Source organism: Burkholderia sp. Ac-20365 (assembly GCF_017104715.1).
Lineage (GTDB): Bacteria > Pseudomonadota > Gammaproteobacteria > Burkholderiales > Burkholderiaceae > Paraburkholderia.
Genome location: NZ_JAAGPI010000022.1, coordinates 1 through 16,173, shown reverse-complemented (window position 1 = coordinate 16,173; position 16,173 = coordinate 1). Strand labels below are relative to the sequence as shown.

The 16,173-nt window shown below is 61.2% G+C and carries 12 protein-coding genes; 2 read left to right on the top strand and 10 right to left on the bottom strand.

The features are described from left to right. Positions 1-62: 62 nt before the first annotated feature. The 8 genes from mraY to coq7 all read right to left on the bottom strand — a co-directional run bounded on the left by mraY (position 63) and on the right by coq7 (position 8,837). Positions 63-1,232: a phospho-N-acetylmuramoyl-pentapeptide-transferase gene (mraY, locus tag G3O01_RS28695; protein ID WP_012402047.1), complete on the bottom strand. Its 1,170-nt coding sequence runs from the start codon at positions 1,230-1,232 to the stop codon at positions 63-65. A gap of 17 nt (positions 1,233-1,249) precedes the next feature. After that, positions 1,250-2,662, bottom strand: a complete 1,413-nt coding sequence (murF, locus tag G3O01_RS28690) for a UDP-N-acetylmuramoyl-tripeptide--D-alanyl-D-alanine ligase (protein WP_205809978.1) — start codon at positions 2,660-2,662, stop codon at positions 1,250-1,252. After that, a complete protein-coding gene (locus G3O01_RS28685) occupies positions 2,659-4,200 on the bottom strand; it encodes a UDP-N-acetylmuramoyl-L-alanyl-D-glutamate--2,6-diaminopimelate ligase (RefSeq protein WP_205809977.1) in 1,542 nt (513 codons plus the stop codon). The genes murF and G3O01_RS28685 overlap by 4 nt, the downstream gene beginning before the upstream one ends. Further along, positions 4,197-6,071: a penicillin-binding protein 2 gene (locus G3O01_RS28680; RefSeq protein ID WP_205809976.1), complete on the bottom strand. Its 1,875-nt coding sequence runs from the start codon at positions 6,069-6,071 to the stop codon at positions 4,197-4,199. The genes G3O01_RS28685 and G3O01_RS28680 overlap by 4 nt, the downstream gene beginning before the upstream one ends. Then, a complete protein-coding gene (gene ftsL / locus G3O01_RS28675) occupies positions 6,068-6,418 on the bottom strand; it encodes a cell division protein FtsL (protein WP_205809975.1) in 351 nt (116 codons plus the stop codon). Before ftsL ends, G3O01_RS28680 begins: the two co-directional genes overlap by 4 nt. Then, on the bottom strand, positions 6,415-7,368 hold the full coding sequence (gene rsmH / locus G3O01_RS28670) for a 16S rRNA (cytosine(1402)-N(4))-methyltransferase RsmH (protein ID WP_205809974.1): 954 nt from the start codon (positions 7,366-7,368) through the stop codon (positions 6,415-6,417). Before rsmH ends, ftsL begins: the two co-directional genes overlap by 4 nt. A gap of 15 nt (positions 7,369-7,383) precedes the next feature. After that, entirely contained in the window at positions 7,384-7,812 is a 429-nt protein-coding gene (gene mraZ / locus G3O01_RS28665) for a division/cell wall cluster transcriptional repressor MraZ (protein WP_205809973.1), read from the bottom strand. A gap of 395 nt (positions 7,813-8,207) precedes the next feature. Beyond that, positions 8,208-8,837 (bottom strand): 2-polyprenyl-3-methyl-6-methoxy-1,4-benzoquinone monooxygenase, encoded by a 630-nt coding sequence (gene coq7, locus G3O01_RS28660; protein ID WP_205809972.1) that lies wholly within the window; start codon positions 8,835-8,837, stop codon positions 8,208-8,210. A gap of 291 nt (positions 8,838-9,128) precedes the next feature. On the opposite strand from coq7, the gene G3O01_RS28655 reads away from it, so the two are divergent. After that, positions 9,129-10,289 (top strand): porin, encoded by a 1,161-nt coding sequence (locus G3O01_RS28655; protein WP_205809971.1) that lies wholly within the window; start codon positions 9,129-9,131, stop codon positions 10,287-10,289. 211 nt (positions 10,290-10,500) lie between these two features. Here G3O01_RS28655 and G3O01_RS28650 read toward each other — a convergent pair whose 3' ends face one another. Continuing rightward, the gene (locus G3O01_RS28650) at positions 10,501-12,174 is read right to left on the bottom strand and encodes a long-chain fatty acid--CoA ligase (protein ID WP_205809970.1); all 1,674 of its coding nucleotides are present in this window, start codon (positions 12,172-12,174) and stop codon (positions 10,501-10,503) included. Positions 12,175-12,321: 147 nt separating this feature from the next. After that, complete coding sequence (locus G3O01_RS28645) at positions 12,322-14,400, bottom strand: molybdopterin oxidoreductase family protein (RefSeq protein WP_205809969.1); 2,079 nt, start codon at positions 14,398-14,400, stop codon at positions 12,322-12,324. A 170-nt stretch (positions 14,401-14,570) separates the two neighbouring features. On the opposite strand from G3O01_RS28645, the gene G3O01_RS28640 reads away from it, so the two are divergent. Beyond that, on the top strand, positions 14,571-15,764 hold the full coding sequence (locus tag G3O01_RS28640) for a M20 aminoacylase family protein (RefSeq protein WP_205810101.1): 1,194 nt from the start codon (positions 14,571-14,573) through the stop codon (positions 15,762-15,764). The last annotated feature ends 409 nt before the right edge of the window (positions 15,765-16,173 follow it).

Genomic DNA, 16,173 nt, shown 5'->3' with positions numbered 1-16,173 from the left:
CGACTGCTTCCCCTTGCTTTTACAGCTCTAAGTGTGACTTCTGGTGCGGCTTTGAATACGGCTTAACGCAACTTGAGCGTGGACAGACCGAACAGGCACAACATCAGCGTGATGATCCAGAAACGCACGACAACCTGCGTTTCCTTCCAGCCCGACAGTTCGAAGTGGTGATGCAACGGCGCCATCTTGAAGATGCGGCGGCCTTCACCGAAACGTGCCTTCGTGAACTTGAACCACGTGACCTGCAACATCACCGAAACCGTTTCAGCGACGAAAATCCCGCCCATGATGAACAGCACGATTTCCTGACGCACGATCACGGCAATCGTGCCGAGCGCGCCGCCGAGTGCCAGCGCGCCGACGTCGCCCATGAACACTTGCGCCGGATGCGTGTTGAACCAAAGGAAAGCAAGCCCTGCCCCACCCATCGCCGAGCAGAAAATCAGCATTTCGCCCGCGCCCGCGATATGCGGGAACAGCAGGTATTTCGAATAGACTGCGCTACCCATCACGTACGCGAACACACCGAGCGACGAGCCGACCAGCACCACGGGCATGATCACGAGACCGTCGAGACCATCCGTGAGATTCACCGCGTTGCTCGAACCGACGATCACCAGATACGTCAGCGCGATGAAGCCCCACACGCCGAGCGGATAGGTCATCGACTTGAGGAACGGCAGCAGCAGGTCGGCACGTGCAGGCAGGCCCATCGAAAGGCCGCTGCGCACCCACGCCATGAACAGGTCGAACACGCGCACATTGCTCGCTTCGGACACGCTGAACGCGAGATACACAGCTGCAAACAGACCAATCAACGACTGCCAGAAATACTTTTCGCGCGATGACATGCCACGCGGATCCTTGTAGACGACCTTGCGGTAATCATCGACCCAGCCGATCACGCCGAAGCCGAACGTGACGAGCATCACGATCCAGATGAAACGATTGGTCAGGTCCGCCCACAGCAGCGTGGAAACAGCGATACCGATCAGAATCAGCACGCCGCCCATCGTCGGCGTACCCGATTTCACAAGGTGCGTTTGCGGACCGTCCTTGCGCACGGCCTGCCCGACCTTCATCTGCGTCAGCTTGCGGATCACCCACGGGCCGCAGACGAGACCGATCAGCAGCGCGGTAATCGTCGCCGCGACAGCACGAAACGTCAGATAACTGAACACGCGCAAAAAGCCTACGTCGTTCTGCAGCCATTGCGCCAGCGCCAGTAGCATGCTTCTGTCCTTCTCTTTCAGTGTGCGCCGGGCGTCGCGCCCGATGCAGCGGGTTGTGGACTCGTTACGGCGTCCACCACGCGCTCCATTTTCATGAAGCGCGAGCCTTTCACGAGATACGTTGCAGCAGAGCCGTACGCGGCCTGCTGCAATTGCGCGACGAGTGCATTCACGTCGTCGCAGTGGTGTGCTTCGCCGCCGTACGCGGCGCAGGCGTCACGCGATGCGTCGCCCATTGCGTACAGCGCGTCGATGCCGCGCTCTTTCGCATACGCGCCGACTTCGCGATGAAACGCGGGGCCGTTGTCGCCGACTTCGCCCATGTCGCCCATCACCAGCACGCGCGGCGAGGGACGTGCAGCGAGCACGTCGATGGCAGCGAGCATCGAATCAGGGTTCGCGTTATACGTGTCGTCGATCACCGTTGCGCCGGCCATCGTTCCGAGCACCGCGCGCTTCACCTGCAGGCGGCCTTTCACTGCGCCGAATGCTTCGAGACCGCGCTTGATCGCATCAAGCGACACGCCCGAAGCGAGCGCTGCCGCCGTCGCGGCAAGTGCGTTGTGCGCGTTGTGCGCGCCGAGCACTTGCAGCGTGATGTCGACGTGACCTTCGGGCGTGTCGATGCTCAACTGATTGCCATCGAGCGTGCCTTGGACAGCAGCTTCCGTCGCGCGTTCGTCGGTATTCAGCGCGAAATCGATGATGCGGTTGCCCGTCGCGGCGACGCGCCAGATGCCGGCGTACGTATCGTTTGCGGGGAACACGGCGATGCCGTCGGACGCAAGCGCGTGAATCACGCTGGCATGCTCCAGCGCGACGGCTTCGACCGTCGCCATGAATTCCTGATGCTCGCGCTGCGCGTTGTTCACCACAGCGACCGTCGGCGCGGCGATCTTGCCGAGCAGTTCCGTTTCGCCCGGATGATTCATGCCGAGTTCGACGACAGCGAGCTGATGCGCTTCGCTCAAACGGAAGAGCGTCAGCGGCAAGCCGACGTCGTTGTTGAAATTGCCTGCCGTTGCAAGACGCGCCGATTCGCCAACAGCCGCAGCGAAGATCGACGAGATCATTTCTTTAACGGTCGTCTTGCCGTTGCTGCCCGTGACTGCGACGAGCGGCATGTCGAAGCGACGACGCCAGCCGTTCGCGAGCGCGCCCAACGCCACGCGCGTATCGCCCGTAACGCGCAACGCTGGCACGTTGAAGTTGTCCGGCGTGCGCGACGCGAGCACGGCGCTCACATTGCGCGCGGCAACGTCACCGAGAAAATCGTGTGCGTCGAAACGGTCGCCCTTCAGCGCGACGAACAGATCGCCGGGACCGCATGAACGGCTGTCCGTCGAGACGCGCTCGAAGCCAATCGAATCGTCGCCCGTCACCGTTGCGCCCGGAATCACCGCGGCGGCTTCACGCAGCGTGAACATCATGATTCGCTACCTCCGCGTGCGTGCGTTGCGCGGGCCGCGAGCGCGAGCCGTGCGTGATCCTGATCCGAGAACGCGCGCTTCTTGCCCATGATTTCCTGCGTCGATTCGTGACCCTTGCCTGCCAGCACGACGACGTCTTCGCGCGCAGCACAACGCACCGCTTGCAGGATCGCGCTCGCGCGGTCGTCAATGCGGCGTGCCTTCGACGCGTCCTGCATGCCGGCGGCGATCTGATCGATGATCTTTTGCGGGTCTTCGCTGCGCGGGTTGTCGCTCGTCACGACGACGCCGTCGGCATGACGCTCCGCGATTGCGCCCATCAGCGGACGCTTGGTCGCATCGCGGTCGCCGCCGCAGCCGAACATGCAGATGAGCTTGCCGCCGCGTGCATTCGCGATCGGACGCAGAGCCTTCAGCGTTTGCTCCAGTGCGTCCGGCGTGTGCGCGTAGTCGATGACGACGAGCGGTTCGTCGTTCTGCAAGCGGCCGCCGAGACGCTCCATGCGCCCATTCACCGATTCGAGCTTCGTCAGTTGCGCGACGGCTGCATCGAACGGCACGTCCGACGCAAGCAGCGCGCCGAGCACGCCGAGCAGATTGCTCACATTGAACAGACCGAGCGTGTTGACCTCGATGTCGGTGTTACCCCAATCCGATGCGATATGAAATGCGGTGCCGGTTGTGGTCGCGCGCACATTCGACGCAACGATCGACGCATCGGCCCGCACATCGGCGTGCGATTGAAGCGAGTACGCAATCGTCTTCGCGTGGCCCTTCGTGCTCGCGATCATGCGACGACCCGCTTCGTCATCGGCATTGATGACGGCGGCCTTCAGTTCCGGCCACGCGAACAGGCGCGCCTTCGCTGCTTCGTACGCTTCGAACGTGCCGTGATAGTCGAGATGATCTTGCGTGAGATTGGTGAACACGCTGACGCTGAACGCCGTGCCATTCACGCGACCTTGATGCAGCGCATGTGACGACACTTCCATCGCGACCGCTTTCGCGCCCGCTGCGCGCAATTGCGCGAGGCTGCGTTGCAGTTGCGGCGCGTCTGGTGTCGTAAAACCGGTATGCACGAGGTGGCCCGGCATGCCGCTGCCGAGCGTGCCGATGATCGCGCACGGTTGGCCCAGCGCCGTCAGCGCAGCCGAAATCCAGTTCGTGCACGACGTCTTGCCATTCGTGCCCGTCACGCCGATCACGCGCATTGCGTCGCTCGGATCGCCGTACCACGCGCTCGCGATCGTGCCTGCCAGTTCATTCAGGTGCGGCACGGCGTACGTCGTCGAGGCGTCGATATCGCCCGTATAACCGTCCGATTGCACGAGCACGGCAACCGCGCCGCGCTCGATTGCGTTCGCGATGAACGCGCGGTTGTCCGCGCCGTCGACCGCGTACGCGAGAAATACGTCGCCGGCCGCGATCTTGCGCGTGTCGGCGTGCAAATGTGCACCTGGCTGCGCGTGGGCGCGCAGCCAAGCAAGCGCGTCAGCAATCTGCTGTTGCGCCGGGTGAGAAGAACGCAGCGCACTCATCTAACTACTCCGGGGCGGTTCTTCGTGTTGTCTGAAATCTGCAGCTTTTTCGGCGCGGTATGCGTCGGAAGTTTCTTGGCGCCGCTCACAGCCGGCTGCGATGCCGCTGCGGCCGCGGCCGGATTTACTTCGTCCGACACAACCATCTGCTTGACGGGTTGATCGGGCGGCACGTTCAGCGAGCGCAGCGTATCGCCGACGATCGATGAGAACACCGGGCCCGACACCTGACCGCCGAAGTGGCTACCCGCCGTCGGTTCGTCGACGGACACGGCCACCACGATGCGCGGATTCGGCATCGGCGCCATGCCGACGAACGAAGCGCGGTATTTGCTGTGGTCGTAACCGCGGCCCACGTGCTTGTACGCGGTACCCGACTTGCCGCCGACGCGATAACCCGGCACCGCCGCATCCGGCGATGTGCCGCCCGGCGACACGACGGTTTCGAGCATCGCGCGGACTTCACGCGCAGTGGTCGGTGCGAACACCTGCGTGCCCGTCACCGGCTGGTCCTTCGACGTGCGGAAAATCGACACGGGCATGATCTGGCCGTCGTGCGCGATCGCCGTGTAGGCGCGGCCCAACTGGAACAGCGACACCGACAGGCCGTAGCCGTACGACATCGTCGCCTGCTCGATGCGGCGCCAGCTCTTCCACGGACGCAGACGACCCGCCGCCGCCCCCGGGAAACCGACCTTCGGCGCCTGGCCGAGACCGATGCTGGTGTACATGTTCCACATCTCTTCCGGCCGAAGCTGCATCGCGATCTTGGTCGCGCCGATGTTGCTCGACTTCTGGATCACGCCACCGACGGTCAGCACGCCGAAGCCCGAGTCGTCGGTGATGGGCGCGCCGTCCAGCACGAAGCGGCCGCCGCCCGTATCAACCAGTGTAGTCGGCGTGACGCGGTGCAGATCGAGCGCGAGCGACACCGTGAACGGCTTCATGATCGAGCCCGGCTCGAACGTGTCGGTCAGGATACGGTTGCGCAGCTGTTCGCCCGTCAGGTGAGTACGGTCGTTCGGGTTGTAGGTCGGATAATTGACGAGCGCGAGCACTTCGCCCGTCTGCACGTCGATCACCATCGCGGCGCCCGCTTTGGCCTTGAACTTCTGCACGGCCGCTTTGAGGTTCGTGTACGCGATGTACTGGATCTTGCTGTCGATCGACAGATCGACGTCCTGACCGTTGTGCGGCACGACCTGCTCGTCCACGTCTTCGATGATGTGGCCGAGACGATCCTTGATCACGCGGCGGCTTCCCGACATGCCCGCGAGCAGCTTCTGGTCGCCGAGTTCGACGCCCTCCTGGCCTTCGTCCTCGACGTTCGTAAAGCCGATCAGGTGAGCCGTGATTTCGCCTTCCGGATAAAAGCGCTTGTACTCGTTACGCTGATAGACACCGGGAATGCCGAGCGCTTCCACTTTCGCGGCGACGTCGACGGGTACCTGGCGCTTCACATAAACGAACGTCTTGTCTTCCGACAGCTTCTTGCGCAATTCCGGCTGCGTCATGTCGAGCAGCTTGGCGAGATCGGCGAGCTTGTCCGCGCCGAGATCGTCGGGCACGGATTCGGGAATTGCCCAGATTGCGCGCACGGGCAGACTCGTGGCGAGCACGAGGCCGTTACGGTCGAGAATCTTGCCGCGCGTGGCGGGCAATTCCAGCCGGCGCTGATAGCGGCTTTCGCCCTGCTTCTGATAGAACGCGTTGCCCGGACCCTGGATCCAGAACGCACGTGCAGTCAGCGCGACGAACGCCATGAAGAGCAGAAACACGACGAGCTTCGAGCGCCACATCGGCAGACGCACCGACAGAATCGGATTCGCCGAGAACGCAACGCTCTTGTTCTTGTTCGACGATTTCTTCATCGCGACACTCCACGCGCTTTTGCGGCCGACGCCGGGGTCGGCGCCGAAGTCGGGATCGGCGCGTCTTCAGCCTTGGCAGCACCGGCGTCGAGCGTCAGATATTGCGTGCGTCCCGTGGTCGCGCCTTGCATCTTCAAGGAGTCGGTGGCGATCTGCTCGATGCGCGAAGTCTTCGACAACGCGCTCTGCTGATATTGAAGCTGCGAATAGTCCTGCTGCAGCTGGCGCTCCTGTGACTGGGCGCGCTGCAACTGGATAAAGAACTGGCGCTGTTGATTGGTCGCGTTGACGACGGAAAGTGCGCAACCCATCACGACAATCAGCAGGAAGATATTGAGGCGGTTCATGGCGCGATCCGCTCCGCGACGCGCATCACGGCGGAACGGGCGCGCGGGTTCTCGGCGACTTCAGTGTCGCTTGCGAAAACGCGGCCAATCAGTTTGAGCGGTGGGCTGGGAAGGTCGACGGCGCGGATCGGCAGGCGGCGGTCGACGGCAGGCGCACTCGAGTGCGTCTGCATGAACCGCTTGACGATCCGGTCTTCGAGCGAATGAAAGCTGATCACGACCAGCCGCCCCCCTTGCTCCAGCAACGACAATGCTGCTTCTAGTACGACTTGCAGCTCCGCAAGCTCTTGATTGATGTGAATCCGTATAGCTTGAAAGGTGCGGGTTGCCGGGTCCTTACCCTTCTCACGGGTTTTGACGACGTTAGCCACGATTTGGGCAAGCTCGCCCGTGCTGACGAGAGGCCCAAGACGGTCGGACTCTGCCCGGCGAGCAGCAAGCGCCTTTGCAATCTGAAAAGCAAACCGTTCTTCCCCATAATCCCGTATCACCTCCGTCATTTCCTGCACCGTCGCCCGCGCCAGCCAGTCCGCAGCGGACTCTCCGCGCGTCGGGTCCATCCGCATGTCGAGCGGGCCGTCGGCGCGGAAACTGAAACCCCGCTCCGGATCGTCGAACTGCGGCGACGACACGCCCAGATCCAGCAGCACACCCGACACACGCCCTACCCCGCGCTCGCTCATCGCGTCGCGCAGTGATGCGAAACTTTCATGCACGATCTCGAAGCGCGGATCGGCGACTTGCTGCGCGGTGGCGATGGCGAGCGGGTCTTTGTCGAACGCAATCAGACGCGCCGATTCACCCAGCCTGGCCAATACCGCGCGGCTATGTCCGCCGCGCCCGAACGTGCCATCTATATAGATACCGTCCGCGCGCGTGACGAGCGCATTCACCGCTTCATCGAGCAGCACCGTGCGATGCTGCAATCCGTTACCCATCGCAGGCGCCATATGTATTACCTGCGATCAGAAAGTGAAGTTCTTCAGAGAGTCGGGCATGCCCTGCGACATCGCCGCCTGTTCCTGCGCGTCGTAGGTGTCCTTGTCCCAGATCTCGAACCGGCTTCCCATGCCCAGCAACATCACTTCTTTTTCCAGCTTGGCGGCCTGACGCAATTCCGGCGCGATCAGCACGCGACCGGCCGTGTCCAGATCGACGTCCGCAGCACTGCCGAGAAAAATGCGTTGAAACCATTTGGCTTCCATTGGCAGCGCGACGATCTTGGCGCGGAAGACTTCCCATTCGGGACGCGGAAATAGCAACAGGCAGCCGTCCGGGTGACGCGTGATGGTCACTCGGCCTTCTGCCTGTCCTTGCAGCGCATCCCGATAGCGAGACGGGACGGACATCCGCCCCTTCGCATCGAGTGTCAGCGCTGACGCCCCTTGGAACACTTCACTCCCCTTTTGTCAGGGCGCTGAAAGATGTCGCCCGATTCTGGAAATTTACCGGAGAAAGCGCGTTGGATCACACAAAAATACACTTTCTCACACTGTCTCCCACTTTAGAGTAACCCCCAACACCGGTCAAGGGAGAGACGCGGATTTTTGACGAATTTTGTTTGCTAGAACAAGGACTTAGCGGCGTCTGCTCAGGTGACGCCTAAAAACGGAAAATCGTTATAAATGAATGAACTAACGAAACTTGTGAATGTGATACGTGAAAAGTGCGAGGGAAGAGCCTGGAATGAAAGCGATCAGGGAGGGTGAAAAGCGCGGGAGAACGGAAGGTTTGGAGCGATTTTCAGGGGCGACGCGCGGGGCGTCACCCACTTTGCATTTGAATCAGATTAAACGTGGTACGCGGTGCGGGTCATGATCTTCGACGCAGCCCGCATCAGCGCGCGCGCCGGAAACGGCAGTTCGACGCCGCCGGCATCCGTCGCGGCCTTTCCATGCGCGGCTTCATCGATACGCATCTGCTCGACGATTGCACGCGATTCGTGATCGCCTTCGGGCAAGGTGGTCAGATGGCCGCCTAGATGTAGTTCCACCTGGCGTTCCGTCTCTGCCATGAAGCCGAGGCTCACGCGATCGCCGAGCCGACCCGCCGCGAAACCGATCGCGAGGGCGCCAGCATACCAGAGTGGATTGAGCAGACTGGGACGCGAATCGAGCGCTTCGAGGCGCTTGTACGTCCATGCGAGGTGATCTTCTTCTTCGCGCGCGGCGTGCTCGAAAGCCTGCTTGAGCGTGGGTGAGCGCGTCGCCAGTTTTTGCGCCTGATAGAGCGCCTGCGCGCACACCTCGCCGACGTGATTCACGCGCATCAATCCCGCCGCGTGCGCGCGCTCTTCGTCCGTCAGTTCGACAGGTTCCGTCGATTCGGGCGGAACAGGAAGCGGACGCGACATGCGCGACACCCCGGTCATTGAGCGTAAACCCCGATCGAACTCATTAATCAATTCATCAAGCAGCATCCCGGTCTCCACAACGCGGCGTCCGGATCGATTCTCGCAAACCCTTGCCCAGCAAGGCTTCGCGACCGACGGGAAGAAAAATCCCGGCGCGATTCCGACGGCCAATTCTGGATTTTAGATCATGTTGCGTAAACGAAACAGCGGTCCGATTCCCGCCCTGCTTTTTCTTTGTGCGCTTAGTTGTCGCTGTTACATTACACGGCAACTTCTTGAAGAAGTTACGCAAGGCCGCAACGCAGATAACTACTTGCCTTGCTTGAAAATAATTCGCAATTCCTTGGAGATCTTTCGATGAAAAAGTCGCTTCTCGCTCTTGCAGCACTGGGCGCGTTTGCTGGCGTCGCTCATGCTCAGAGCAGCGTGACGCTGTACGGCATTATTGATGAAGGTTTTAACATCAACACCAACTCCGGCGGCAGCCATCTGTACAACCTGTCGAGCGGCGTGCTGCAAGGTAGCCGTTTCGGCCTGCGCGGTACGGAAGACCTCGGCGGTGGCCTGAAGGCTGTCTTCGTGCTGGAAAACGGCTTTGACGTGAACAGCGGCAAGCTGGGTCAAGGCGGCCTGATGTTCGGCCGTCAAGCTTACGTCGGCCTGAGCAGCCAGTTTGGTACGGTCACGCTGGGTCGTCAGTACGACTCCGTGGTCGACTACGTCGGTCCGCTCGAAGCAGGCGACCAGTGGGGCGGCTACATCGCTGCTCACCCGGGCGACCTGGACAACTTCAACAACGCGTACCGCGTTAACAACGCCATCAAGTTCACGAGCGCTAACTACGCTGGCCTGACGTTTGGCGGCCTGTATAGCCTGGGCGGCGTTGCTGGCGACTACTCGCGCAACCAGATCTTCTCGGCTGGTGTTGGCTACAACAACGGTCCGTTGGTGTTGGGCGCTGGTTACTTGAACGTTCGTAACCCGAACGTTTCGTTCTTCGGCAACAGCACGTCGGGCACGGTCAACGCAGCAGTGGCGAACGTCTCGTCGCCGGTCTACAGCGGCTACGGCTCGGCTCATACGTACCAGGTTATCGGTGCAGGCGGCGCATACACGTTCGGCGCAGCGACGATCGGTGCAACGTACTCGAACGTCAAGTTCTACGACATCGGCTCGTCGTTCGCATCGGCAGCGTTCGCTGGCCAGACGGCAACGTTCAACAACGGCGAAATCAACTTCAAGTATCAGTTGACGCCGGCCCTGCTGGTTGGCGCAGCGTATGACTACACGCGCGGCAGCAGCCTGAACGGCAACGACTCGGCCAAGTACCACCAAGGTTCGGCAGGCGTCGACTACTTCCTGTCGAAGCGCACGGACGTGTACATCATCGGTGTGTACCAGCACGCTTCGGGCACGGACTCGACGGGCAAGCCGGCTGTCGCTGCGATCAACGGCCTGACGGCTTCGTCGAACGACAACCAGTTCACGGCTCGCGTCGGTATCCGTCACAAGTTCTAATAAGTCGTAAAAGCGTAGTTACCCTCGAGGGCGCCTTAGGGCGCCCTTTTTTATTGGCGCATGCGGCGTCTTTGATCGTTTGATCGCTCGCGTCGATGCAGACAAGAACGGCCCAACGGTTTGCACCGTTGGGCCGTCTCTGATTTCATGCGCTGACTCGTGTCTTTGCGCTACTGGTCTCCTCGTCTACAACCTTGCTTGATCAGGCGCGTCACGCCCGACCATCGCGCAATTCGCGACGCAGGATCTTGCCGACATTGCTCTTGGGCAACTCCTTGCGGAACTCGACCATTCGCGGCCGTTTGTAGCCGGTCAACTGTTCCTTGCAGTACGCGAAGATATCCTTGTCGGTGATCGCGTCGTCCTTCTTTACGATGTACAGCTTCACCGCTTCGCCCGAATGCTCGTCCGGCACGCCGACGGCTGCCACTTCGAACACGCCCGGATGCTTTGCGACGACGTCCTCGATCTCGTTCGGATAAACGTTGAAACCCGACACGAGAATCATGTCTTTTTTCCGGTCCACGATCTTCACGAAGCCATCTGCGCTGACGGTCGCAATGTCGCCCGAACGGAAGAAGCCATCGGACGTCATCACCTTCGCCGTTTCGTCCGGACGGTTCCAGTAGCCGGCCATCACCTGCGGACCGCGAATACACAACTCGCCGGCCTGACCGGGCGGCAGTTCGTTACCGTCGTCGTCGCGGATCGAGATTTCCGTCGATGGCAAGGGCAGACCGATCGTGCCGCTGTATTCAGTGACGATAGTCGGATTACAGGTGACGCACGGCGAAGTCTCCGACAGACCATAGCCTTCGACGATCGGCGCGCGCGTGCGCTCGAACCACCGGTTTGCAACGGCTTCCTGCACGGCCATGCCGCCCGCGTTCGCAACGAGCAGGTTCGAGAAATCGAGCTTCGCGAAATCCGGATGATTGAGCATCGCGTTGTACAGCGTGTTCACGGCCGGAAATGTCGTGATCTTGTAACCGTGCAGCGACTTGATCATGCCTGCGATATCGCGCGGATTCGGAATCAGCACACCGAGGCCGCCTGTGCGGATGGTCAGCAGTCCGCATACCGTCAACGCGAACACGTGATAAAGCGGCAGCGCGACAACCGTCACGAACTGGTCGATGTCAGCGCGCTTCTTGCGCGCCGGCTCGACCCACACATGCGACTGCAGCACGTTCGCGACCAGATTTCGATGCAGCAGCGTCGCGCCCTTCGCGACGCCCGTTGTGCCGCCCGTGTACTGTAGAAATGCGACGTCGTCGGGACTCTGCTTCACCGGTGTGAACTTCGTTCGCGCACCTTCGGAGATTGCGTCGTTGAAACTAACGTGGTCCGGCAAGTCCCACGCCGGCACCATCTTTTTCACGCGACGCACGACGAAATTGACGAGCAGGCCCTTCGCGCCCATCAGATCGCCCATCGACGCGACAACCACATGCTTGATCGACGTATTGCGCACGACCGCCTGTAGCGTCACCGCGAAGTTCTCGAGCAGGATGATCGCTTCCGCGCCGCTGTCCTTGAGCTGATGTTCGAGTTCGCGCGGCGTGTACAACGGGTTCACGTTCACGACGACATAACCCGCGCGCAGGATCGCCGCGAGCGCAACGGGATACTGCAGCACGTTGGGCATCATGATCGCGATGCGTGCGCCGCGCGCGATGCCCTTCGACTGGAACCAGGCGGCAAGCCGCGTCGACAGGCTATCGAGTTCGCCGTACGTGATCTGCTTGCCCATGCACGCGAACGCGGGTTTCGCGCGGTACTGGCGGAAGCTTTCCTCCAGCATCGCGGTGACCGACTCGTACTGGGTCGGATCGATTTCCTTTGGCACGCCGGGCGGATACGACCTCAGCCAGACTTTTTCCATACGGCGTCTCCTCCGTGATTTTCGAATGGTCGTGCTAAAAACCGCATCGTAGCATGCGCTCACGCGTAGACATTCGGGATAAGCCCCCAGTTAGACGATGCACTCGAAAGCGCAGCGGGAACGTCCGCTGCGCGCATGCCGGGCGACTCAGGCTCGCTCGACCTCGACGAGGCAGTCGTAGAAGGTCGCGGAACCGCCGAGATCGGTCAACGCCTGGCTCGTGACCTGATTGGCGTTGCGGCCGTCCGGCGCGAGCTTTTTCCACCAGATCGACAGGCCGACGACCAGACCGTTGCGAGCCTTGTCGGTGACACGGGCTTGCGCCTGCATCGAGCCACGATCGTTGAAGATGCGGACCTGATCGCCGTCGTTGATGCCGCGTTCGCGTGCATCATCGGGATGGATATCGAGGTGAGGCGCCCCTTCCGTCGCGCGCAGGCTTTCGACATTGACGAACGTGCTATTGAGGAAGTTGCGCGCCGGCGGAGAAATCATCGCCAGCGGATAACGCGCTGCGAGCTCGGGCGATCCGTCCGCCGACTCGTACGGCGGCAAATAATCCGGCACCGGCTCGAGGCCCGCCTGCGCCAGACGCTCGCTGTAAAACTCGCATTTGCCCGATGGCGTGCGAAAGCCGCCATTGGCGAACGGTGCTTCAGGGACAATCAGCTTCGCCCAACCGTCGCGCTTGAGCGTTTCCCAACTAAAGCCCTTTAGCAGCGGATCGTCCCAACGAAACGCCGATGACGCGACGGCTTCGTCGCTTTCATACAGCGCAGGTTCGTCGAGGTTCATCGCGCGTGCGATGCCACGGAAGATTTCGGTATTCGGGCGGGCATCGGCAACGGGCGCGATCGCAGGCAGATTGACCATCACATGTGTGTGACCGTACGACTTGTGCACATCGAGATGCTCGAGTTGGGTCGTAGCAGGCAGCAGCAGATCGGCGTAGTCCGCGGTGTCGGTCTGGAAGTGCTCAAGCACGATCGTGAACAGATCCTCGCGGGCAAAGCCGGCAGCGACGCGCTCTGAATCGGGCGCCACGGCGACAGGGTTCGAGTTGTACACGACGATCGCTTCTATCTTCGGTCCGAATGCAGCATCGCCCGGATGGCACAGCGCGTTGCCGATTTCATTCATATTGACCACGCGCGACTGCTTCGACGGCCAGCCCGGCATCAGATCGGGACGCGACAAGGCGTGCGAATCGACAGGTGCCCATCCGGACGACGACAGCAGGGCGCCGCCCGCGCGTTCACGCCAGGCGCCCGTCAGCGAAGGCAGGCACGCGATCGCCCGGGTGGCGTTGCCGCCGCCGCGCACACGCTGCATTCCGTAGTTCAACCGTATCGCTGACTTTTTCGTGCTGCCGTAAAGTCGCGCGAGATCCACGATTACCTGCTCGTCGATCCCGCAGATTTCAGCGACGCGCGCTGGCGGATAGTCGAGCGCGCGCGCTTTCAGTTGATCGAAACCGAGGGTGTGGTCGGCGATGTACGCGTGATCGAGCATATCTTCGACGATCAGCACGTGCATCATGCCGAGCGCCAGCGCGCCGTCCGTACCCGGCTTCAGCGCAATGTGCTGATGGCATTTTTCAGCAGTGAGCGAGCGATACGGGTCGATCGCGATCAGGCGCGCGCCGTTGCGCTTCGCTTCCTGCGCGCGGGTCCAGAAGTGCAGATTCGATGCGATCGGGTTCGCGCCCCAGATCAGAATGACCTCGCTCTCGGAGAAGAACTCGACGAGCATCCCAAGGCTTGCGCCGTACGTGTATTTGAGGCCCGCGGCGCCTGCCGCTGCACAGATCGTGCGGTCCAATTGCGACGCACCGAGCTTGTGGAAAAACCGTTGCGCGATGCTGTCGCCCTGGACGAAACCCATCGTTCCAGCGTAGCTGTAGGGCACGATCGCTTCGGGCGCGCGGGCAGCGATCTCGGAAAGACGATCGCCAGCAAGACGCAGCGCCGCATCCCAGCTGATCGGCTCGAACCGCCCTTCGCCCTTGCGTCCGACGCGCCGCATCGGCTGCGTCAGCCGCCGCGGATGATGAACGCGGTCCGCATAGCGGCTAACCTTCGTGCATAGAACGCCTTGCGTCGGCGGATGATCCGGCTCGCCGACGACCTTGATCGCACGGCCATTGTCGACCGTCACGCGTAGCGCGCAGGTATCGGGGCAGTCATGCGGACAGACGGCACGGTGGAATTCAGCGGGAGCGTTCATGTTTGTATCGAAGGATCACTGCGCGGATGAAGGTGTTGATTTTATTACGTTCCGGCGCTCCGATCTGACACATGACCGTCAAAAATGGGGATGGGCGTAGAATCGATTTTGATCTTCTCCGGAATCGACTGTCCGGATCACACCGCACACCGCCAGACACTCAATCCATCATGAAACTCATCCCTGAAATCCAAGCTGCTCGCGGCGAAATTCAGACGCTCCGACGAACAATCCACGCCAATCCGGAATTGCGTTACGAAGAAACGCAGACGGCCTCACTGGTTGCCAAAACACTTGCCCGTTGGGGCATCGAAGTGCATGAGGGCATCGGTAAAACGGGCGTGGTCGGAGTGCTCAAGCGTGGCACGGGAACGAAGTCGATTGGTTTGCGCGCCGATATGGACGCGCTCCCGATCCAGGAACTGAATAGCTTCGATCATCGTTCGAAAAACGAAGGGAAAATGCATGCTTGTGGACATGACGGACACACCGCGATGCTGCTCGGCGCGGCGCGGCATCTCGCGATGCATGGCGATTTCGAGGGCACGATTGTCTTCATTTTTCAACCCGCCGAGGAAGGTGGCGCCGGCGCGCAGGCGATGATCGATGACGGTCTTTTCACGCGTTTTCCCGTCGATGCCGTGTTTGGCATCCACAACTGGCCGGGCATGCCGGAAGGTCACTTCGGCGTCACCGAAGGTCCGATCATGGCGTCGAGCAATGAGTTTCGCATTGAAATCAAAGGTGTCGGCTCGCACGCGGCTCTGCCGCACAACGGGCGCGATCCCGTATTTACGGCAGTACAGATCGCGAACGGGCTGCAAAGCGTGATTACGCGCAACAAGAAGCCGCTCGATACGGCCGTGCTGTCTATCACGCAGATTCACGCGGGCGACGCGGTTAACGTCGTGCCGGATAAGGCGTGGCTGGCGGGAACTGTCCGAACGTTTACGACGGAAACGCTTGATTTGATCGAATCGCGTATGCGCAAGATCGTGGAGAGCACGGCTGAAGCCTATGAGTGCTCGGTGGAAATGACCTTCCATCGCAATTACCCGCCGACCATCAATAGCAAGAAAGAAGCGGAGTTTGCCGCAGCTGTAATGAAGGAAGTGGTGGGCGAAGAGCGCGTCGACGATGCCGTCGAACCAACGATGGGTGCCGAGGACTTTTCGTTCATGCTCCTGGCGAAGCCAGGTTGTTACGCGTTTCTTGGGAACGGCGATGGGGGACACCGCGAGTCGGGGCACGGCGCGGGCCCCTGCATGCTGCACAACGCGAGCTACGATTTCAATGACGAACTGTTGCCCGTAGGAGCCACGTATTGGGTACGGTTGGCGCAGCGGTTTTTAGAGCAGAATTGAAAGGTTTTTTGATTTGAGCTCTAGTGTGGCGAGTCGCACCAGGATGCAGATCGCTCGCGCTATTGGCGCTTCGCATCGGCCGGCTTCGTGTGCGTGAGGGTGCTCTTTGCATACGCTCAGCGGAGTTGCCAGACGGCCAATCGACGATTGAGATGCGGAGCTACGTTCCGGAGCCGCAACAGTGGGCTCGTGCGCAAGCCCTAACGCCGGGAAGAGGCGGATGATGAGGCGCTCCGCCTGGAGTGCATGCGGGTCCAGAAACCGGGAAACGGTATTGGATACGCCGGCCATTGCAGCCAGCCCGACGTTCGAGGCACGGCCGTTAATTTCCGGCCGTAGAAACGCCAAGACCCCGCTTTTGAGGGCGGGGTCTTGTCTGGGTAAGGAGCCTGACGATTACCTACTTTCA